This is a genomic window from Sessilibacter sp. MAH1 (genome assembly GCF_054658315.1).
Map to the genome: position 1 here is coordinate 1 of NZ_BAAGIC010000009.1, position 20,937 is coordinate 20,937.

A 20,937-nucleotide genomic window follows, 5' to 3' on the forward strand; every position below is an offset into this window, starting at 1 on the left:
CCTAATGAATTATTTATGGGACAGCGAGTTGATTTACTCGCTGCGTTATGAAATTGCAGTTATTACTTGAAACCGCGATTGATTGATATGGATTTTTTGGTTTTTTTCTTTGTCGTAATCATCATTAAATTCTTACTTAATCCCATCAATTAAAACGCAGTCCTTCAACGATTAGTCAAGAACTGAAGCGCAACAATGGCCGGAGAAGTTATCGACCAGATTAGACGCAACGGCTCAGTTATACTCGAAGAACAGAAGCTTATAAAGCGATTAAGTTAATGGATATATTAAAATTTTAGACTACGGTTCTAACACACCAAGAGCTAAGTCCTCAACAGGTTGTGGATTGCCTATTCAGTCCTAAAAGATCGTGTGTTTGCACCATGAAACGATTTACCAGTTAATCTATAGCGACAAGGCTAATGGAAATCTCTATCAACACTTGAGGATTGCTTCCAAGTCGTATTGCAAGCGCCTCGACTTTCTTGGCCTGCGTTTATCCCTAGGTCTATGAGCTCAAGTTCCAGTCAGAAACCCTAGAGCGCAGGCCCAAGCAGCTGCGGAGCAGCTAAGCGGGGCCGAAGCGGAGGGATTTTGGAGCCCTGCTATTTGGAAAATAGCAGGGCCGAATTTTTCAATCTAACTTATAAACCATTAAAAACTATCTAAGAACCTCAGGTTAACTCGTCCATGATTTAATCAGAGTTTCCTCTAGTTTAATTCCATTGAGCTTTCTTGAATATCGTTTAGCCCGATTTAAAAAAAGGGGCTGAAGTAGCTAAGAGCTAGTGTTTTGTCGTTTTATACCAGTATTTTAGCTGTTTTAGTAGAGTTTGGTGGTCTCTTCCATTGAAGCGCCATTCGCACTCTTTAAGAAACCAATAAAAATTATCTTGTTTAATTCCATTAAATTTTCGTAAATGGCGTTTAGCCTGATTCCAAAAGTTCTCGATTCCATTAATACGATTTGTATTATCAGCAAATAATTTCGAATGATTAATCCTCTGATGATGAAAATCACTCACATCCAAAGCATTGTAAGATTTAAATGTATGGGTGTAGACAATGCTGTCAGGTGTAACTTTCTCATTGATAATGGGTAGCAGAGTTTCAGTTTTGGCGCTGGGAATAATTACGGTAAAAACCTTCCCACCCCTTTTTAATAGGCCAAAAACTGCTATTTTACCTCCAGCGCCTCGACCTCTCTTGCCTTTACGTACTCCACCAAAATAGCTTTCATCGATTTCGACTTCACCAGATAAATCGTATCTCGGCAATTTACTGGCTATCAGCTGCCTTAGTCGCATAAAAAAGCGAATGGCTGTATTGGATTGTACTCCAAGCATTTCAGCCGTCGCCCGAGCAGTTGCTCCAACGACAAAATATTCTATAAGCCTACTTTGTTGCCTAGGTGTTAACCGGCTTTTTCTTGTATACATGAGCTTTAGAGTAGCCTCTAGGCTGCTCTTAGCTACTTCAGCCCCTAAAAAAATCTCAACGCAATGTGATTTGTATTCTCAGCAAATAACTTCCATTGATTTCGACTTTACCGGATAAATCAGATCTCGCAATTTACCGCTATCAGTCGCCTCAATCCCATAAAAAAACGAATTCCTGTGACGATTTTATTCAGCAAACTAATCTGGATGAGTTGAATGATAAAGTGAGTGTAATCGAAGCATTTTTTACTTTCGCGCAAGCAGAACAAAAGCGTGAAGCTCAAGAGCTAATTAAAGCGGAGACGTTAAATGAAGAAGCCGCGAAGCGTTATATTTTAGGTTCTCTAAAACGTGAATACGCCAGTGATGCGGGAACAGAATTAAATTCTATTTTGCCCAAAATGAGTCCGTTAAATCCTAAATATCTCACCAAAAAGCAGAGTGTATTTGAGCGAATCGCTGCGTTGGTGGAAAAATTTAAAGGCGTTGTTGGAAGTGTTTTTTGGTGCTAAGTGTCAGCGATAAATTTTGGAAAATAATGGCTAATTAATTGATTTCTGCGTTGATCAAAGTGATCTCTAACTTAGCCAAAGTTTCTTTAAGAGAATTTACTGCGAAACATAAAGTAAACGGCGCCTATTAAACAAAGTCCTGCCCATAGGTAATCGAGTTTTAGAGGTTCTTTAAGGTACATGACCGAGAAGGGTACAAATACCGAGAGTGTAATGACTTCTTGGATGATTTTGAGTTGTCCAACGGTTAATACACTGTATCCAATTCGGTTGGCTGGGACTTGAAAGAGATATTCAAGTAGGGCGATGGCCCAGCTAAAAAGAGCTGCGAGTAACCAAGGTTTGTTGTTGAGTTCTTTAAGGTGTGCGTACCACGCAAAGGTCATGAAGACGTTACTGCAAAGCAGTAGCCCTATGGATATTAATATGGGATGCATGATTGCTTTTGGTTTACCTGCAACGGGTTGTGCTTTAAGAGAGAGTCTCTGATTAATTCGGGTTTGATTTAATCAGAGATCGGTTGGCAAGTTGGGAATTGGGTTATTAACGTCTCGGGCAGTTGATGTTTGCAGCGGTTCGGTTTATTCCGGGTTTTCTTCGCTATTTGCTTGGTCAAACATGTGGCCAAGTTTGCCTTTTTTAGTCTCTAAATATTTTTGGTTGTGTGGGTTGCGGCCAGTCTCGTGAGGTAGTCGTTCGGTTACGTTGATACCAATTTCTTTTAATGCATGAATTTTGCGCGGATTGTTGGTCATTAAGCGTAATTCTTTAATGCCAAAGTGCTCAAGCATGGGTTTTAAAATGTCGTAGCGGCGCATGTCTGCACCAAAGCCTAGGGCTTCGTTGGCTTCTACGGTGTCGGCGCCAGCGTCTTGCAAATGGTAGGCTCTAATCTTGTTTAACAAGCCAATACCGCGACCTTCTTGTCGTAAATAAAATACCGCACCACGGCCTTTTTGTGCGATTTTGTGCAACGCAGCTTGCAGTTGTGCGCCACAGTCGCAACGTAGGCTGAATAGGCCGTCTCCGGTTAAGCATTCGGAATGTATTCTTGCCAATACGGGTTCGCCATTTTTGATGTCACCCATGGTTAAGACCACGTGTTCTTTTTGTGTTTCTTTTTCTAAAAAGCCGTGCATATCGAATATGCCCCAGGGGGTTGGTAATTTACACGACTCTATATATTCAATGGTCACTGCTTTTCCTCAATGAAGCCTCTTAACGGCTGGTACTTAATAGAAGCACTCCGTTTTCTGTACTCATATCAACTTGTTTTAAGAAGCTATTTCCTAACAAGGCGATGGACGGCGAGCCGTCGAGATGTACCGAGGCAGAGACATTGTGCACTGTAACTCCACCCACGGAAACGCTTTCTAAATTGACAATAAAAATGGGCACAACCCCGTTGGCGGTACTGGCCGATGAGGCTTTACCTGCCCGGAAATTAATGCCCAGATCGATGGCGGTTTGCTTATTAAAGGCGAGATGTGTTGCGCCTGTATCGATCAAAAAATCCACCCGACGGCCATTAACTTGGCCCGAGGTGAAGTAGTGGCCGCCACGACCAACAGGGATTCTGGTCTGCTGAATTTCAGCTTTTTGAAATCCAGAAGAGATTTGTTGTGAAATCCCTAATGTATGGCGTTCACCATTAAACTCCAATACAGCTTGTTTACTGGTTGCCGATATGAGTTTTACACCTTCGGCGCTGGTCATTCCTTGTTTGAGTAGGCGCTGTTTGCCATCAATAGTAACTACCGCCGAACCTGAAAACAGTCCGTTCACCTGCACGCTGGTGGCGTAACTGGAGTTAGTTAAAAACAGTGCTAGCAACGCAAGTGTGACTGGTAATTGGTAGCGTTGTAGGACTTTTCGTGTCAGTACTCTCATAAGATTTACCGATAGATTCCGTTTCGAAAGCTAAATCATGTTTTGCAGGTTACTTAACAGCAGACCCATTCTACTACGTTCAGTGTTGGACTTACGCGCGCTATCGCAACAAGTCGATAACTTTTTCAGGTTAAAACGTTGAATAATCCAGTTGCGCCAACAGTTGCAGAGTAATCCAAGAGAATATTCCCGCGAGAATATCGTCGGTCATTATGCCTAATCCACCTTTTGTATTTTTGTCTGCCCAAGAGATTGGCCAAGGTTTGAGGATATCGAAGATTCTAAAGATCACAAATCCTGCCACAATCCACGCCCAACCACTGGGTGCGGCAATCATGGTAATCCAATAGCCAACAAACTCGTCCCACACAATACTTGGGTGGTCGTGTACATCAAGATAATTGCTACCGGCCTGGCATATCCAAACGCCAATTACCGAAGTAAATACAATAATGCTCAGATAAATGGCTAAAGGAAGGTCGGCAAACAGCCAATAAAATGGAATGGCGGCAAGGGTACCAAAGGTTCCGGGAGCTTTTGGGGCAAGCCCCGAGCCTAGACCGAACGCTAAAAATAACGAAGGTGATCGGCAAATGTCTTTAAAATTAGGTTTTACCACAGGAATTCTTATAGGTTTGAGGTTGGCGATGTAGGCTTGTGATTACACCGCCACAATCTTAGATATGTTTGTATTCGCTTAGAAATGTTTGTATCCGGTTTTTTCCGGAACTACGACTCTGCCACCACTTAAGCATACACACTCGTCACCGCGCACTATTTCGCCAATGGCGGTGAATTCGATTTGATGTTGTTCTTGAATTTCTTCTAAGCGAGCGATTTTTGCCGGTGGTACGGTAAAACACAGTTGGTAATCGTCGCCACCGGCAAGTGCCCAGTTAAGAGCTGTATCTGGGTCGCAGAGTTTGCGTAGCGGGTCGGATAACGGCAGGCGTTCGGCCTCAATCACGGCTCCGACGCCACTGGCTTTGCAAATATGGCCAAGGTCGGCGAGCAAACCGTCGGAAACATCAATGGCGCAGCGGCTGACCGTTGCCAATGCTTGTGCTTGGCGCACGAGAATCTTTGGTGTGTAGTAGCGACCCATAAAATAACTGAAGGCCGACTTGCCAACTTCTAGCTCTTTTTTAATGACGGCAAGCGCCGCCGCACCGTCGCCAACGGTACCGGTAACAAATACCAAATCACCCACGCGGGCGTTGGAGCGCAGCATGGATTTATCGGGTGATACGCTGCCGTGAACCTGCAAGGTTATCGCCAGCGGCCCGCGAGTTGTGTCGCCGCCGACCAATGATACGTTGAACTCTTCAGCGGCTCTGAACAAGCCGCGACTGAATCCTGACAACCAGCTGGATTCTGCCGACGGTATTGTTAAGGCAAGGGTGATCCACATGGGATCGGCACCCATGGCGGCGAGATCAGAAATTGAAACTCGTAACGCACGTTCGGCAATGAGTTCTGGGTCTGCGTTTCTTGGAAAATGGGAGCCGCCAATTAGCGTGTCGATAGAAACCGCAAGCTGTTTCTCTGGTGGCACAGTCAACAGTGCGCAATCATCGCCAATGCCTAGGTTGACTCCGTAGGATGCAAACTGACCACCGAAGAACTGTTCGATTAATTCGAATTCGCCAATAGTTGTCATAGTGAGTTACCGATTCGACAGTGGGAAAGATTTGGCTGCGGTTCTCATCGGTTAATGTTTGAGAGGTGTACGTGCAGCCAGACCAGAGTGTGTTGAGTATCGATTATTGCGTGTCGGCCTTTACTTCTACGCTACGCAATTCTAGCGCCGTTTTATCGAGAACACCGTTGATGAACTTATGCGCATCGGCGGCACCAAATTTTTTCGCGAGCGAGACCGCTTCATTGATAACAACTTTATAAGGAACGTCGATGCGATTTTTAAGCTCGTACGTGGACATGCGTAGCAGGGCCAATGTCACTGGGTCGAGCTCTTTGAGTGCACGACTTTGCAGATGTTTGCTAAAAATAGCTTCGAGTTCATCGAGCTGGGCCGGAGTTTCGTGCAGTAACTCGTGAAAGTACTGCACATCAACCGGTTTCATATCGTAGTCAACGCGAAATTCAGCTTCGATAACATTTAAAGCCGAACCCGCCATTTGCCATTGATAAAGTGCCTGCATGGCATAATGGCGCGCTTTGCGTCGCGCTGCTGGTGAAACGTTCATTGTCATACCTATAAAAACAACCGCTAAACTTAAACTTTAGCCAAAACAGAAACCATCTCAAGGGCGGTTAACGCAGCTTCTTCGCCTTTGTTGCCCGCCTTGGTGCCAGATCGCTCAATGGCCTGCTCAATTGAGTCTACGGTTAGTACACCGAACGACACTGGAATTGAGCTGGAAAGCGATACTTGCGCCAAACCTTTGGTACATTCGCCGGCTACATAGTCGAAATGAGGTGTGCCGCCACGAATCACTGCACCTAGTGCAATGATGGCATCAAATTTTTCGCTGTCAGCAATTTTTTGCGCCATTAACGGAAATTCAAACGCACCGGGTACGTAATAGATGGTGATGTTTTCTTTATCAACACCGTGGCGGTTTAATGCATCTAGTGCGCCTGCTTTAAGACTTTCAACAACAAAACTGTTCCAGCGGCTAACGATTAGTGCGTATTTGCCATTGACGGAGCGAAAATCGCCCTCGATAACGTGAATATCACTCATGAAAAATTCTCTTAAACACTTATTATTGATTGTTAGGCGACCGAGCCTCACTCTGTTACGTTCACGCATCTGACTCGATACGTTAATGCGACTGCTTTAATACGTTAACGAGAAAGCCTCGGTCAATTAAAGATACTTTGAATTTTTAAAGATACTTTGAATTTTTAAAGATACTTAGAATTTTTAAAAATACTTAGGGTTTTGGCGTTGGTGCATCCACTCGGTCAACCACTTCTAGGTCAAACCCAGAAAGCGCTGTGAACCGCAGTGGCGCCGATAAAATATTCATTTTACGCACCCCCAAATCGCGCAGCATTTGCGCGCCTGCACCCACTTGGCGATAGGCCGCGTTGCCCGGCGGTTGGCTTTGTTTACCACTGAGTAACCAATCGATGCTTTCTTCGATGTCTTGGGTAGACATTGAGTGGCAAATCAACACCACAACGCCTGAACCTTCACTTTGAACGTAGGAAAGGGCGTCTTGAAGCGTCCAAGAGCTGTATTTTTTATCGGTCTCGCGAAGAATGCCCAAAATATCGCGGGCAGTATTTAACACGTGAACGCGCACCGGTACTGGAATTTCGGGATCAATGTCACCTTTGGCCAGTACAAAGTGGTATTCGTTAGTAACCAAATCGCGATAGGTGTAAAGGTTAAACTCACCGTGAACGGTATCGACTTTACGCTCGTTGGTGCGCTCAACGGTTTGCTCTTTTACCGAACGGTAATGAATCAAATCGGCAATGGTGCCAATTTTAAGGTTGTGAGTTTTAGCGAATTTTTCGAGATCGGAACGGCGCGCCATGGTGCCGTCTTCGTTCATCACTTCAACAATCACCGAGGCAGGTTCACGACCGGCAAGACGTGCTAAATCACAACCTGCTTCGGTATGGCCTGCGCGACTTAATACGCCGCCCGGTTGCGCCATCAACGGAAAAATATGGCCCGGTTGCACTATGTCACGAGCAGCCGCGGTGGGTGAAACCGCAGCGCGCACGGTACGCGCGCGATCGGCCGCGGAAATACCGGTGGTAACACCTTCGGCGGCTTCAATCGATACCGTAAAGTTGGTTGAGTGCGCTGCTTGGTTGTTGGTTACCATTAAGGGTAACTCAAGGGTGCGGCAGCGTTGCTCGGTAAGGGTTAAGCAGATAAGTCCACGGGCGTGAGTCGCCATAAAATTGATGTCTTGTGGACGTACCATGTCGGCGGCCATGATAAGGTCGCCTTCGTTCTCTCTGTCTTCGTCATCCATGAGAATGATCATTTTACCCTGGCGGATATCTTCGATCAGTTCTTCTACGGTATTTAGTTGCATAGCTTGCTCGTTAAACGAATTTATAAGTTATGGTTTTTGCCGGCATTGTAACCGAGCTGGCGCGTAAAAGCCTGCTTCGTGTCGCCTAGTTTTTGGCGAAGCCGTGCTCGGCGAGAAAGTTTATATCGATTTTTGAGTGATTGTTATGGTTTTCAGTACCACCGGTGAGTAGCCGCTCTAGGTATCTGGCAATAACATCCACTTCTAGGTTGACCTTTGTGCCGGTTTTATAGGTGCCGATAATGGTCTCGGCGATGGTGTGTGGCACAATGGTAAGTTGAAACTCGTTGCCCGACACGGCGTTAACCGTCAGGCTGGTACCATCAATAGTGATAGAGCCTTTGTGAGCGATGTATTTGGCTAATTCTTGTGGTGCGCGAATGCGAAATTGTTCGGCACGGGCTTCGGTTTCACGGCTGATAACTTCACCTAAACCATCAACGTGGCCGCTGACGATGTGACCGCCTAAACGGCTTTGCGGCATCAACGCTTTTTCAAGGTTAACCTTTGAGCCAATTTTCCATTGCTTGACCGTTGTTAAGGCGATGGTTTCTACTGACACGTCGGCCCAGTAGCCATCTCCCGGTAGATCAACCACGGTTAGACACACGCCGTTGGTGGCAATGGAGTCGCCCAGTTGAACGTCGGAGAGATCGAGTTTTCCGGTTTTAATTCTAACGCGTAAATCGCCCGATTTGGGCTCCAATGCGGCGACTTCTCCCACCGCTTCGATGATACCTGTAAACATAAAATAGGTCCGATTAAGGCTTTGGTTTCGCCGTGATCTGCCAATCTTGGCCGACGGCTCTTATATCTGTGATGTCCATTTCGAGCTTGTCTGACATCGATTGAATGTCCAATTGCAGCAGTGGCCGGGCGCTTGAACCCAATATGACCGGTGCAACAAATATAACCAACTCATCGACAAGTTTTTGCTCGATAAAGCTTCCCGCAAGGGTTGCGCCGCACTCCACCAACACCTCGTTACATTGACGTGAAGCGAGATCGTCGAGCAGATCGTTGAGATCGACTTTGCCGCTTTTCGATGGCAGTGTCTTCCATTCGATGGTTGGCAATATGTGTGCGGGTTTGGCGCCAGCGGTCACCCAAAGGCATTCGCTTTGTTCGTGAAAGAAATCTTCGTGGCCGCTGAGCGATGCGTTGGAATCCAGCACCACTCGCAGTGGGCGTCTCATGCCTCGACTTTGGGGGTGATTTTTTAAGGGCGCGTAGGTTTGTTCGGGTAATTCTGAGACGCGCACCGTGAGGCGTGCGTTATCCGCCGTGACGGTGCTGTGACCGGTCACCACGGCGCAGCTGCGTGCGCGCAGTTTTTGTACTTGGGCGCGCGCCTTGGGGCCGGTGATCCACTGGCTTTCACCGCTGGCCATGGCCGTTCTGCCATCTAAACTCATGGCGAGTTTTAGGCGTACAAACGGTTTATTGGTTTGCATGCGTTTGATAAAGCCCGGATTCAGCGCCATTGCTTGTGATTCGCAAACTGGGCCATCGACCTGAATACCTTGTTGCTCAAGATAGCGAATACCACGACCTGCAACCAATGGGTTTGGATCGGTCATGGCGTACACCACTCGCGCAATGCCTGCCGTTGCTAAGGCTTCACAGCAAGGCCCGGTTCTGCCGTGGTGACTGCACGGCTCTAAGGTTACGTAAGCGGTGGCACCAACACTGGTATCACTTGCATCGATAGATTGCAGCGCATTGACTTCGGCATGGCCGGTTCCGGCCTCAATGTGGAAGCCTTCGCCAATAATGCGCTCACCGTGGGTAATTACGCAGCCAACTCTGGGATTGGGCGATGTTGTTAATAAACCACGCTCTGCTAATTGCAGAGCTCTGGCCATAAATTCGTAATCGATGTTGGTAATTGCCATGATGCAATGTTGCGTTATCAAATTTTAAGAATGAATTGAGCGAGTATTGGGCGCAGTGCCGAACGAATCTGTAAATGCTTAAGACGGTTCTTTCTTTTCGAGGCGGTCGATCTCTTGGCGGAATTCATTCAAATCTTTGAAACGTCGATACACCGAGGCAAATCGTACGTAAGCAACTTCATCTAAACTACGCAGTGCCTGCATAACACGCTCACCAATAATGAGTGATTTAATTTCTCGCTCACCAGTGGCTTGCAAATAATGTTTGATTTGAGCAATGGCCGATTCGATTTGCTCGGTACTTACCGGGCGTTTTTCTAACGCTCTGAGCAAACCGGCTCTGAGTTTGGCTTCGTCAAAGGGTTCGCGAATACCGTTATTTTTAATAACCCTTGGCATTAACAGCTCCGCCAATTCGTAGGTTGTGAATCGTTCCCTACACGACATGCATTCACGGCGTCTACGAACCTGATCGCCCTCGGCGACCAAGCGGGAATCGATGACTTTGGTGTCTTCGGCGCTACAAAAAGGACAGTGCATAATAATTTGGGTTTTTTAGGATAATAGGCGACAAAACAGTTACCATACTACCACATTCTCGGGGAATTCAGACTATATCAGTCTTTACAACCCTAGTGACTTAGTGGCGATTGATCGTATGTAAATCATAAGCCTAAATTGCAGTTTTTAAGTTTGTGTTCGTGTTTAAGGGGGAAATTAATGCTTTGGGTTAAAGCGATTCATATATTTTTTGTGATTGCCTGGTTTGCGGTACTTTTTTATTTACCAAGGTTATTTGTGTATCACGCGATGTGTGAAGATGAGGCCGGTAAAGAAAGATTCAAGGTGATGGAACGCAAGTTATACAAAGGCATGGGTACGCCTTGTATGTTAGGTACACTTATTTTTGGTATTTGGATGCTCACATTTAATGCGAGTTATTATTTTTCGTCGGGTTGGATGCACGCTAAATTAACCTTGGTGGTTTTATTGATTGGTTACCATCATATGTGTGGCGCTCATTTAAAAAGATTTGCACGCGATGAAAATACCAAAAGCCATGTGTATTTTCGTTGGTTCAATGAAGTGCCAGTCCTCTTTTTGTTAGCCATCGTAATATTAGTGGTGGTAAGACCATTCTAGAGAAAACGTAAAAAACTCAAGAACCGCGGTTTTAACGGTTATCAATTTATTTAAATGATTATTTTTTTAAAAGCCTGAAGGTCAATTCAGGCTTTTTTTTTGATTTTTTCTAAGTGGTTTTTTAGACGTTGTAATGGATGCACTGAGCAGTAAATATGAACGATTATTTAGAATGGAATTCAGTTGTTTCTAAATTTGAAAGCCAGTATTTCGAATTTATCAGCAATACAGCTACAGTTTGTAGGTCAATTTTCTAAAATTAATCGCGGTCGTTGGGAGGATAATTTTGGGGATTTTGCGTAAAACCGAGCTGTGTTGTTAAATTTTGTCGGAAACTATAGAAAGCTTTGATTAACTCTTCCATGATTTAATCAGGGTGTAGAAATTGACAATCCTATTTCCCGTTACTATACAACTTTCTGTTTCTATACCACTTCCTGTTTCTAAACCGCTTCCTGTTTCTATACAATTTCAATCCCTTATCGTTTTTGAAATTAGCGACATTTGCCTGTGTCTCTACATTTGCTTGTGTCTCTGGTGCGTTCTTGAATAAAGTCTGAGTTTATCAAAGTTTCTTTTTATAAACCTGATAGTTACCTGATTGGTATGTTGGGGATTTTTTCTCGTTCGTTCAATATTTGTCTAAATTCGGCATTAAGTAATATTAGATGTATAAACCCGTGTTGAATGTTGTATAAATTTTTTGCATTTTTCACAAAAGTTTGGCGTGGCTGCTCAAATAAATATTTTGAGGTTAATTTTTTGCTAAGCGGACAAAGGTTTTACTCTTTGCGATTGCGTAAAATAGTGCGGGATGAACAATTTTAAGCATTTTTTTGTAGCAGCTTAAACTAGAGATTGATTCCCTTCTCTTGAAAAATGAATAACGAGTACGTACTTTAATCGCTATCATAGGCCGGGCTGGATTTCTAGATAAAGTCGCTAAAATACTTATTTGTAAGTACTTATACGAATTTAAACGCTAGTGAATTCTCGGGTACGTTGTTGAGTATTTTTTCTTCGCTAAATTAGCGATGAATTCATTAGTAATTGAGGTTTTAAGGTGTAAACCAATTGTTCACGATCGGCTAGACTTTGAGTACTACCAAAATTATTCAGAAAGTCCACTGGCAAGAGGCCTGTGTTTTTTTTCTAAAATGGAAGTACAAAATTCAAATTTTTAAAGTCGGCTCAATAATCTTATTGCTATAAATCGATTATTTTGCAGTTATCTAAAAAATGAATATTGTTCTTTTTATTTTCAATGTCGAAGTTAAACCAAAGTAAACGATAATTTATTAAAGTCTGTCTTACGGGTGGTTCTTATCATCTGTCCGTTTTTCGAGTTTGCCGGTTTTATTCTGTACCCAAATGTCTGAGCTTTGAGGCTATAAAATGTTAAAGTCGCTAGAACGCGCTAATATTCCAGTTATATTGTGTTTGAACGGACACGATCCTAGCAGTGCTGGAGGATTACAGGCGGATATCGAAACTTGCATGTCGTTGCATTGCCAGTCGTTAACGGTGCAGACCTCAACTTTTGTTTGTGATACTCGCGAAGTTAAAAAAATTGTTCCAACCTCGTCGGAGCTGGTGTTGGAACAGATGCGAACCCTGCTGGAGGATATTCCGGTAAAAGTCATTAAAGCTGGTTTTTTAGGTTCGCTAGAAAATGTCGAGGCACTTCATTCGGTTTTGGTTGATTACCCCGATATCCCCTTGATTGTAGAACCCAAATCATTTGCGACCGTAAACGATCACCAGCGCTCCACCATTGAGGTTCTAGAAGCCATTAAGTCTTTGCTGCTGCCTCGTGCTTACATTTCGGTGGCAACACTCAATCAAGCCTTTTTGTTATCAGATTTTGCCGATTCGGCAGACGCCTGCGCGGCCGAGATTTTAGAAACCGGCTGCCAGCATGTTTTGATCACCGGTACCGAGAACTACAGTGAAGTCCGTTCTGGAAAACTGTATGGACAGCGAGGATTGATTCAGAGTTACGTCAATCAAGATAAGTCACCATTATCTGAAATGCGCTGCACCTCTACGCTTGGTGCCGCCGTTGCTTGTGAGTTTGCTCATGGTCTGCCGCTGCACGTGGGTGTTGGTAATGCGCAAAAGTACGTGTGGTCGTGCTTAGCTCGTGGTCGTCTAATTGGTATGGGTAATCCTATTCCCGATCGTACTCTGGTTCCGGCTGAAAACCCTATTTCTTAGATTTGAATGCTTTAGGTTCTGAAATTTTGTGATTTCGGTGGCACAATAGCGGTCTTTAAGTTTGTGCCCAAGCAAGGACCCTGAGATGAATCGTTCAGAACAATTATTTGAAAGTGCCAAAAACTTCATTCCCGGTGGTGTAAATTCACCGGTTCGGGCGTTCAAAGCCGTGGGTGGTACGCCGGTATTTTTTGAAAAAGCTAAAGGCGCCTACTTGTATGATGTAGACGGAAAACGTTACGTAGATTACGTTCAGTCTTGGGGGCCAATGATTGTTGGTCATGCTCATCCCGACGTTATTCAAGCGGTTATCGATAAAATTCAATACGGTTTGAGTTTTGGCGCGCCGACTGAAATCGAAACAACTCTTGCCGAGCAGTTGTGCCAAATTATTCCTGGTATGGATTTGGTGCGATTCGTTAGCTCCGGTACCGAAGCGACCATGAGTGCGATTCGTCTTGCTCGTGGTTTTACCGGCCGTGATAAAATCATTAAGTTTGAAGGTTGTTACCACGGCCACAGTGATTCACTGCTGATCAAAGCCGGGTCTGGCGCCTTGACCTTGGGGGTTCCCAGTTCTCCCGGTGTTCCGGCTTCTCTGGCTGAACACACCATCACCTTGACCTACAACGATATCGAAGGTGTCAAACAAGCCTTTGCTGAACTCGGCGAACAGGTTGCTTGCGTTATTGTTGAGCCGGTCGCTGGCAATATGAATTGCGTTCCGCCGATTCCGGGATTCTTAGAATGCCTGCGTCAGCAATGTAATGAATCCGGTGCACTGTTGATTGCCGATGAGGTAATGACGGGTTTTCGAGTTAGCCTAAAAGGCGCGCAGGGTTATTATGGTGTAACTGCCGATATAACTACGCTGGGCAAGGTTATCGGCGGTGGTATGCCGGTTGGAGCATTTGGTGGCAGACGCGACGTAATGGAGCAGATCGCACCTTTGGGTCCAATTTATCAAGCGGGTACTCTATCTGGAAACCCTGTAGCCATGGCGGCCGGTCTTGCTAATCTCAACTTAATTCAGCAAGACGGATTTTATGACAAGCTCGTCGCCTCTACCGATAAATTAGTCGCCGGTATGCGCGAAGTTGCCGATAAGCTTGAGATGCCTTTTACCACGAACTCTGCCGGTAGTATGTTTGGTTTCTTTTTTACCGAAGAAGACAAAATCACCAATTACCAGCAGGTAATGGCGTGTGATACCGGAAAATTTAATCGCTTTTTCCATGGCATGTTAAAAGAAGGTGTTTATCTTGCACCTGCTTCTTATGAAGCTGGATTTATGTCAGCAGCTCACTCGGATGACGATATTCAGTTTACGTTAGATGCGTGCGAGAAAGTCATGAAAAGCTTGTGATGTATTTTTCATTGAACTGCGAATAATAAAAAAGCTGCCCACTGGCAGCTTTTTTTGTTTAAGGCGTTCAGTTGAATCGGTGTCTTTTAATAACTTTGTACTTTTATGATTTGCTCTAAAACGTCTTGGTATTTTGGTGAAATACGTGTGATCTGAAATCCGTGCCAAAAAGATTCCGGCTCAGAACTCATCGCTATACTCTGCCAAAGACAGATGGCCGACAGCTCAACGGTTGACTGTTTTAGCGTATTGACGGGCAAATAGAAGATCAGATCGTAAACTTCTCCCACTTCCAATTCGGTGGCGCCATAGGTCATGAAGCCTTCTTCATGAACATCGGCAATTCTGCCGAGCGGTTGGTGATCCGTAGAGACTACTTCAACGTTGTCTCTTAATATATGGCGTTTCTTTTTTCGACGTTCCTTATCTCGCGGTGCATTATCGGGTTCGCGAGTCATGGCAAATTAGGCTCCGGCACTGGCCTTTTTGGTATTCATGGTTTCGAAAATATTTTCCAGTGCTCTTTCAAAAAAGGGTTTGGTACTGCCAACGATCACGCGGGCTTTCCTGGCGATCATGTCTCTGGCTAATTCTAACCCGGTTTTCATGCCCACTTTTTTGCCGGTTTGATCGACAAGCATGTAGTGCGATGTTTTCGAGTTATACCAAGCGACTTTCAATCGGCGGCCTTTATCAAATTCAAACCAGGTTCCAAACTCAATCATTTTCAAGCTCTCAACTAATCGAGCCTCGTCTTCAGAGAGTTTTTCTTTGGCTTGAACAGGTGTACCCGCTTTTTTCTCTGCCATCGCTTCAAGTTTAGATCGCATTGGCGCCGGTGCAACTTCTACGGTCTTTTGTGCGAGCGCAGCTTTTTGAAGAGCGGTTACTGCATCGATGAGTTTGCGACCCTTAACCTGATCGTAACCAATGGTTTCTAAACCGGCTTCTAAATAATCCAAAAGCTCAGCTTGCATTTCCATTTGTCGAGCTCGCTCATTGGCACTTTGCTTGGGGGCGACCGCCCAGATCACGTCGTCAACGGCGCTTACCGCTCGACGCCATTGTTCAGACTCGGTGCCAAAGCGCAGCAGTATGAATGACAAATAATCTGACCAAGGTTGCAATAACAGCAACAATACCGCCGATGGCATTTCTTTACCGTCGGTACGTTTTCTTACTTCTGCGTTAACGCGAATTTTAACTTCACGCAGTTTTTCTTCACCATGGACTTTTTCCATGGCACGTTTTTCCATGAGTTCTTGTTTGCGCAAAATCTTTTTCGTGTACGAGCTAAACTCCACTAACAACTCGGCAAAGAGTTTAACGTCGTCTTTGAACTCTTCGAGAATACTAGAAACAATGGCTTTGATTTTGTCGTAAATCTCGTACTGATTGGAGCCATCATTAGAAACCCAGCGTACCCCAGCTTCGGCGAGATTATTAAGTAACAAGCGTGCGGGATGCTCGGCCTGCTCGAAAAACTCTGGGTCCATAAAGGCTACTTTTAAATAGGGCGTGTGTAGGTAGCTCAACAACGCCTTGATGTTATCGGGAAGGCAATCATCGGAAAGCATGTAATCGAACAGCATTCCAACCAGCTCGATAACGTGCATGTCCTTGCCTTCAACGGCGCCATCCTTATTTTCTTTCGCGAGCTCTTCACTCAATTGTGCAGTAACCGCAGCGACATCTACAGGTTGCAAGGCTTCTACGCCAGCTTGGCGGATATTTAAAATTTGTTCCTGCATGGCTTGCAGAGCACCAACCAACTGCTGGTTGGTGATGACTTGCATGTGGCGACCACCGGCGGCACCGCCCATAACTGGGGGTGAACCTCCAGACAAGTTTGCTTGGTTGAGTGCCGCAAAGTTGCCGTTAAAACCTATGAGTGATTGCAAGGGCACCGGGTTGGCAAAATGAGTTGGCTGCGGAGCCTGCGAAGTGGGTTCTGGGGCGCCGAAGTTTTGAATCTCGCGGATAGCGCGCATTAAATTAGTCTGATTTTTTAAGCTTGCTTCCGGATTATTTTGTTGAGCTTGCAAATAAGCCGACTCGAAGTCGCCATTGGCTTCGATATTGGTGTCGAATTCCGAGGCAGCAACGGCTTTGGCCACTTGGGCGCTGCCTTGTTGATGAAAATTGAGTTCTGGAAGAATGCCTTCACCGACTAAGTAACGATTAATTTGCTCAAGCAGAGATTCTAATTCGTTAGTAAAAGTGCGTTCAAATTCTTCGTAAGCAAGCAGTTTAACTTTTGATTCAAGCTTTAAAACACCTAATGCTCGCCGTAAAGCGTCGCAAAACTGAATAGGTGCGACGGGATTGTTGCTGTCATTGACGGGCTGTTGGTTAATCAGTTCGGAGAAGCGTTTTTGTATTGACCACAGTATTTCTACGTATTTTGTGTCTGCGCGTCGGGCCGCAGAGCTGATGGCAATTTCTTCTTCTAGCGCTTCATTTTCAACCAACGACAAATTGGTTTTTTCATTGATATTGGCGTGAGTATCGAGATTACCGGATTTAAATTTAACAAAGGACTCGCCAATATAACCGATAAGGTGACGTTTAAGTTCTTCGATGTTGTGTCTTAGATGACGCTGAACATCGTAAAAGTAGCGTTGCTCTGCGTTGGTGCTTGCGTTGCGTATTGCTTGAGCAATACGTTCGTCTAGAGCGTTATAAAAGGGTCTAAATTGATCTTCGGTAAAGTCACAGGTGATTTTTTGGCAGGACTTTAAGCGCGCGACGAGTTGTTTTTCAGCATTGCTTAGCTGAGCAGCGGTCTGATTGGTTTGGGATAACGGATTACTACTATTCATATCGTCGTTGGGCACTTTGTTCGCCTTTATCAAACTATATTAGACCAGTATTGATGGACGGTTCGTACAAGAAATCTGTTTGTGGATATCTTCGAGCATTACACGACGGATTTTAACGTTAGCAGACCTGACTTTGACTTTTACGAAGCCTAACTCTGTCTGTGCTCACTTTGTCGTGTAATTTCACGGCAATCTTAGAATGCTTTATCGAGCATCTATGCTTAAGTATTGTCGGTGAATTACGAAAAGTTATCAGTAAAATTTTATTTTACGGTGCCCACAATTTCTATTACGCGCGACTACATCAAGTACGGTTTTGTGACGTCTACCCAATTAAAGCATGAGTAGTACCAAAAGTGGTTAGGTGTATCGGTTAAGTCACTTCTGATTTGTTTAGATATTACGCTAAATATAAGCAAATACTAAGATTATGTCTCTTCCGCTGCGTTTAAATCTGGGTAAATTTGTGCAATTTTTGTTTGATGTCTGTTTGTGAGGGCCTTACATATCGTAGTCCTTGTCGAGCGAAATTTCTGGCCAGATCGTAATTGCCCATGACCCAGTGCGCTTCACTAAGAATTAGGTAGAAGCGAGCATCTGAGCGATCTAATCTTAGACTTTGCTCTGCTATCTCAATGGCTTTTTCAGGCTTGCCTTGGTCAAGAGCCTGATTAGCTTGGTATAACTTACTGTTTAATAAGGCGAGTTGTTGAGAGGGTGCCTGTGTTGGTGCTGGCGCTTTGTTAGTGGGCGCCGAGCTCGAATTCTCTTGGGTTTGGCCGGGAATAACCGGTGCTGTGGCGGTCGGCTGAGTGGCTACACAACCCGTTAATACGCAACTGAGTGTGACCGCAATAAGCTCGCGTTTACCAACTTTACGGTAAGCCAATGATTTTAATAATTCGTACGGCATGTTTCTTAGTCTATTTAAAATAAAGTTTCTGAGTAAATCACCGTTGAATTAATCAGAAATGTTTAACGGTGTAACCCGCGCTGGCAAGCGATAAGTCCATGATGATGTTGTTTGTACCTTGAATTTGTGCGAAACGGATAGTCAAACCGCCAATTTGTTACACAGTTTTTACCTTCGCCTAAATTTATTCGCTAACACATCGTTAAGATAAGTATTTGCTGAACGGCTCAATAACTACTGGCCTCCCAGAATTCTCCGCCACCAGGGTTTTACGGGCGTTTGAATGTATTCACACCTCGCCTTTTGAGAAGGCTCTGTCCCATCAATAAATGGTAATGATAAAGCTTGCTTGCAGTTTGGGCCGCTTATTAACCCGGTTTGTGCATCGACCCATTGAAAGTCAATTCGGGCCGGTTTGAGCTTTTCAATTCCTCTGGTGGGCACCTGGCGAAAAACATCTTTCCAAATATTCAAGGCACCGGTTGAACCTGTTAATGGCAAGGGTTGGTTATCGTCAGCGCCAACCCAAACAACACCTAAAAGATCGCCGCTGTAACCGGCGAACCAGCTGTCGCGTTGATCGTTGGTGGTACCGGTTTTGCCGGCAACCGCAAGAGATTCTGGCAGCGTGTTGTAAATGGATTTTCCGGTACCTTGATGGGCATTAATTTGCAGGGCGAAATCCAGCAGGTATGCATTTTCGCTGGCAACCACTTCTTTGCTTTCTAAACCAAATCGTTGCAAACGTTTACCATCGGGCGTGTAAATGCTGCGAATAGCTCGTAGCGGCGTATAGATGCCGTCGTTAGCAATGGTGTGATAAAAGTTGCTCATTTGATAAGTGGTCAGATCCAGTGAGCCAAGAATTAATGCCGGAACCTGAGGGATTTCTGCATCGATTCCCAAACGCTTAACGGTTGAGCTGATTCGATCAACGCCTAAATCCATTCCCAGCCGCGCTGCCGATTGGTTGTACGAATTTGCCAGTGCAGAAAAGAGCGGCACCTGTCCATGACTTTGATGATCGAAGTTCTGCGGCTGCCACGTTTTGTTTTGCTCGACGACAATGTTGACCGGGGAATCGTCCAGCGGTGTAGCCAATGTGTATCGACGGCTTTCTAACGCCGTTAAATAAACCGCTGGTTTTATTAAAGAGCCTATGGGTCGCTTGGCATTTAAAGCTCGATTAAAACCGTCGAAGGAGGTGTTTCTGTCACCAACAACCGCTAAGATTTCGCCACTGCCAACGGCGGTAAACACCGCTGAGCTTTGCAAGGTATTGCGTGTTATGGAATAACTGCGCTCCAAATCTGAAAGCTTTTGCTGAATGGTTTTTTCGACACTTCTTTGCAAGCTGGGAGCGAGAGTTGTGTAGATCTGCAAGCCTTCTGATTGCAAATCTTCGAGTTGATAATCCCGTAATAATTGCTCTTTGACGACATCGATAAAGCTTGGGAAGGCGTGTTGATTTTGTTCGGCAGGCGCCAATGCAATTTTCTTTGCCGCTAATTGTTCAGCCTGACTTTTCTCGATTAAGCCGTTGTCAGCCATGACGGTCAAAACTGTATCGCGGCGATTTTTGGCTCTTTCGGGGTGTCGTTTCGGATTGTAATAAGAGGCACCTTTGACCATGCCCACTAACAAGGCAATCTCTTCGGTATTTAACTGATCAACGGATTTATTGAAGTAAAACTTAGAGGCCAGTGCAAAACCGTGAATGGCTCGTCGTCCTGCTTGGCCTAAATACACTTCATTGATATAGGTTTCTAATATCTCGGCTTTTGAATAGTGTAATTCGAGAGAAATGGTCATGGCTGCTTCGAGCAATTTGCGTGTTAAAGAGCGCTCATTGCTTAAATACAGGTTTTTAACCAGCTGCTGAGTAATGGTGCTACCACCTTGTACCAGCTGACCCGCTTGTAGGTTCGCGAGTATGGCTCGGGCAATGGATTTTAGAGATATACCGTGGTGGTTTACGAAGTTTTTATCTTCGACCGCAATTAATGCTTCGCCCAACAGCGGTGGTATTTCTTGAAGGCGCACCAAAATACGATCTTCTCCGGTGGCCGGGTAAATTGCACCAATCTCCATAGGACTAAATAGCACGACGTCTGTAAGAGGTTTGCCGTTACTGGTAACGCGTTCGATGCGATTGTTTGCGAATTCGACGCGTATTTTTTGTGCTTCGAAGCGTTGTTCGTTGACTTTGCGGGCCGGTAAATAAATTTCAGCAGCACTGCTGCCAAAAGCGGCTTGTTGTGGACTGGCAGGGTTAGCTACAAATCGATAGGACAAACCGGAAAGCTCGTCTTTCAACATTTCTATGGTGAGATTGGCGCCGGGATAAATTTCCAGTGGGCGGGCATAAACTCGGGCGGCCAGAGCCCATTTTCTGCCATCAAATTTTTGCGTTACCGTGTAGTCGATAATGGCAAAACCAATCAGCGATACGGTAATAAAAATAAATGTGCAGTAGAGAAAAAAACGAAATAGTTTTTGTTTAAAACTGCGTTTGGTTTTCTTACTTCGGGATTTGGCGGGTGATTTCTTACGTGCTGCTTTAGTCATACTGGGCGAGTTTATAGATCAAACCGATTAATTGCATCCCGCGTTTGATCTGAGCGCTCAGTGAGAGTTCTAGAACAGACATGGATAAGGTTTTTGGTGTGTTGTTTAGTGTAAGCTAAACTTTCCCAATCAATACCGCAACAGAGA

20 protein-coding genes are annotated in these 20,937 nt (G+C 44.9%); 4 read left to right on the forward strand and 16 right to left on the reverse strand.

Features of this window, described 5'->3' with window-relative positions; genetic code table 11:
- Nucleotides 1-785 precede the first annotated feature (785 nt).
- The gene (locus ACYQ28_RS10295) at nt 786-1,439 is read right to left on the reverse strand and encodes an IS1595 family transposase (RefSeq protein WP_460050200.1); all 654 of its coding nucleotides are present in this window, start codon (nt 1,437-1,439) and stop codon (nt 786-788) included.
- 95 nt (nt 1,440-1,534) lie between these two features.
- Here ACYQ28_RS10295 and ACYQ28_RS10300 point away from each other — a divergent pair, with 95 nt between their 5' ends.
- Nucleotides 1,535-1,951 carry a type I restriction endonuclease subunit R, EcoR124 family gene (locus ACYQ28_RS10300; RefSeq protein ID WP_460050198.1) on the forward strand — a complete coding sequence of 139 codons (417 nt, stop codon included), beginning with the start codon at nt 1,535-1,537 and terminating at the stop codon, nt 1,949-1,951.
- Nucleotides 1,952-2,037: 86 nt separating this feature from the next.
- Here the strand turns inward: ACYQ28_RS10300 and ACYQ28_RS10305 are convergent, their stop codons facing one another.
- The 11 genes from ACYQ28_RS10305 to nrdR all read right to left on the reverse strand — a co-directional run bounded on the left by ACYQ28_RS10305 (nt 2,038) and on the right by nrdR (nt 10,301).
- Nucleotides 2,038-2,388 carry a DMT family protein gene (locus ACYQ28_RS10305; protein WP_460050196.1) on the reverse strand — a complete coding sequence of 117 codons (351 nt, stop codon included), beginning with the start codon at nt 2,386-2,388 and terminating at the stop codon, nt 2,038-2,040.
- Nucleotides 2,389-2,532: 144 nt separating this feature from the next.
- On the reverse strand, nt 2,533-3,147 hold the full coding sequence (gene ribA / locus ACYQ28_RS10310; RefSeq protein ID WP_460050194.1) for a GTP cyclohydrolase II: 615 nt from the start codon (nt 3,145-3,147) through the stop codon (nt 2,533-2,535).
- A 22-nt stretch (nt 3,148-3,169) separates the two neighbouring features.
- On the reverse strand, nt 3,170-3,841 hold the full coding sequence (locus ACYQ28_RS10315; protein WP_460050192.1) for a TIGR02281 family clan AA aspartic protease: 672 nt from the start codon (nt 3,839-3,841) through the stop codon (nt 3,170-3,172).
- Between the two features lie 130 nt (nt 3,842-3,971).
- A complete protein-coding gene (locus ACYQ28_RS10320) occupies nt 3,972-4,460 on the reverse strand; it encodes a phosphatidylglycerophosphatase A family protein (protein WP_460050190.1) in 489 nt (162 codons plus the stop codon).
- Nucleotides 4,461-4,538: 78 nt separating this feature from the next.
- Nucleotides 4,539-5,501, reverse strand: coding sequence for a thiamine-phosphate kinase (gene thiL, locus ACYQ28_RS10325; protein WP_460050188.1), 963 nt, complete (start codon nt 5,499-5,501; stop codon nt 4,539-4,541).
- A 103-nt stretch (nt 5,502-5,604) separates the two neighbouring features.
- Nucleotides 5,605-6,048: a transcription antitermination factor NusB gene (gene nusB / locus ACYQ28_RS10330; protein ID WP_460050186.1), complete on the reverse strand. Its 444-nt coding sequence runs from the start codon at nt 6,046-6,048 to the stop codon at nt 5,605-5,607.
- Between the two features lie 29 nt (nt 6,049-6,077).
- Nucleotides 6,078-6,548 carry a 6,7-dimethyl-8-ribityllumazine synthase gene (gene ribH, locus ACYQ28_RS10335; protein ID WP_460050184.1) on the reverse strand — a complete coding sequence of 157 codons (471 nt, stop codon included), beginning with the start codon at nt 6,546-6,548 and terminating at the stop codon, nt 6,078-6,080.
- A 193-nt stretch (nt 6,549-6,741) separates the two neighbouring features.
- Nucleotides 6,742-7,866, reverse strand: coding sequence for a bifunctional 3,4-dihydroxy-2-butanone-4-phosphate synthase/GTP cyclohydrolase II (gene ribBA / locus ACYQ28_RS10340; RefSeq protein WP_460050182.1), 1,125 nt, complete (start codon nt 7,864-7,866; stop codon nt 6,742-6,744).
- An 85-nt stretch (nt 7,867-7,951) separates the two neighbouring features.
- On the reverse strand, nt 7,952-8,614 hold the full coding sequence (locus ACYQ28_RS10345; RefSeq protein WP_460050180.1) for a riboflavin synthase: 663 nt from the start codon (nt 8,612-8,614) through the stop codon (nt 7,952-7,954).
- A gap of 13 nt (nt 8,615-8,627) precedes the next feature.
- Entirely contained in the window at nt 8,628-9,761 is a 1,134-nt protein-coding gene (gene ribD, locus ACYQ28_RS10350; RefSeq protein ID WP_460050178.1) for a bifunctional diaminohydroxyphosphoribosylaminopyrimidine deaminase/5-amino-6-(5-phosphoribosylamino)uracil reductase RibD, read from the reverse strand.
- 78 nt (nt 9,762-9,839) lie between these two features.
- Nucleotides 9,840-10,301: a transcriptional regulator NrdR gene (gene nrdR / locus ACYQ28_RS10355; RefSeq protein WP_460050176.1), complete on the reverse strand. Its 462-nt coding sequence runs from the start codon at nt 10,299-10,301 to the stop codon at nt 9,840-9,842.
- A gap of 180 nt (nt 10,302-10,481) precedes the next feature.
- On the opposite strand from nrdR, the gene hemJ reads away from it, so the two are divergent.
- From hemJ to hemL, 3 genes are all read left to right on the forward strand, one after another.
- On the forward strand, nt 10,482-10,904 hold the full coding sequence (hemJ, locus tag ACYQ28_RS10360) for a protoporphyrinogen oxidase HemJ (protein ID WP_460050174.1): 423 nt from the start codon (nt 10,482-10,484) through the stop codon (nt 10,902-10,904).
- Between the two features lie 1,395 nt (nt 10,905-12,299).
- The gene (gene thiD / locus ACYQ28_RS10365; RefSeq protein WP_460050172.1) at nt 12,300-13,121 is read left to right on the forward strand and encodes a bifunctional hydroxymethylpyrimidine kinase/phosphomethylpyrimidine kinase; all 822 of its coding nucleotides are present in this window, start codon (nt 12,300-12,302) and stop codon (nt 13,119-13,121) included.
- Between the two features lie 85 nt (nt 13,122-13,206).
- Nucleotides 13,207-14,487, forward strand: a complete 1,281-nt coding sequence (gene hemL / locus ACYQ28_RS10370; RefSeq protein WP_460050170.1) for a glutamate-1-semialdehyde 2,1-aminomutase — start codon at nt 13,207-13,209, stop codon at nt 14,485-14,487.
- Between the two features lie 86 nt (nt 14,488-14,573).
- On the opposite strand, the gene ACYQ28_RS10375 is transcribed toward hemL, so the two are convergent.
- The 4 genes from ACYQ28_RS10375 to mrcB form a co-directional block, all read right to left on the reverse strand.
- Nucleotides 14,574-14,945, reverse strand: a complete 372-nt coding sequence (locus tag ACYQ28_RS10375) for a PilZ domain-containing protein (protein ID WP_460050168.1) — start codon at nt 14,943-14,945, stop codon at nt 14,574-14,576.
- Between the two features lie 6 nt (nt 14,946-14,951).
- Nucleotides 14,952-17,324 carry a DUF1631 family protein gene (locus ACYQ28_RS10380; RefSeq protein ID WP_460050166.1) on the reverse strand — a complete coding sequence of 791 codons (2,373 nt, stop codon included), beginning with the start codon at nt 17,322-17,324 and terminating at the stop codon, nt 14,952-14,954.
- Nucleotides 17,325-17,757: 433 nt separating this feature from the next.
- Complete coding sequence (locus ACYQ28_RS10385) at nt 17,758-18,222, reverse strand: tetratricopeptide repeat protein (RefSeq protein WP_460050164.1); 465 nt, start codon at nt 18,220-18,222, stop codon at nt 17,758-17,760.
- A 234-nt stretch (nt 18,223-18,456) separates the two neighbouring features.
- On the reverse strand, nt 18,457-20,790 hold the full coding sequence (gene mrcB / locus ACYQ28_RS10390; protein ID WP_460050162.1) for a penicillin-binding protein 1B: 2,334 nt from the start codon (nt 20,788-20,790) through the stop codon (nt 18,457-18,459).
- Nucleotides 20,791-20,937: the final 147 nt, after the last annotated feature.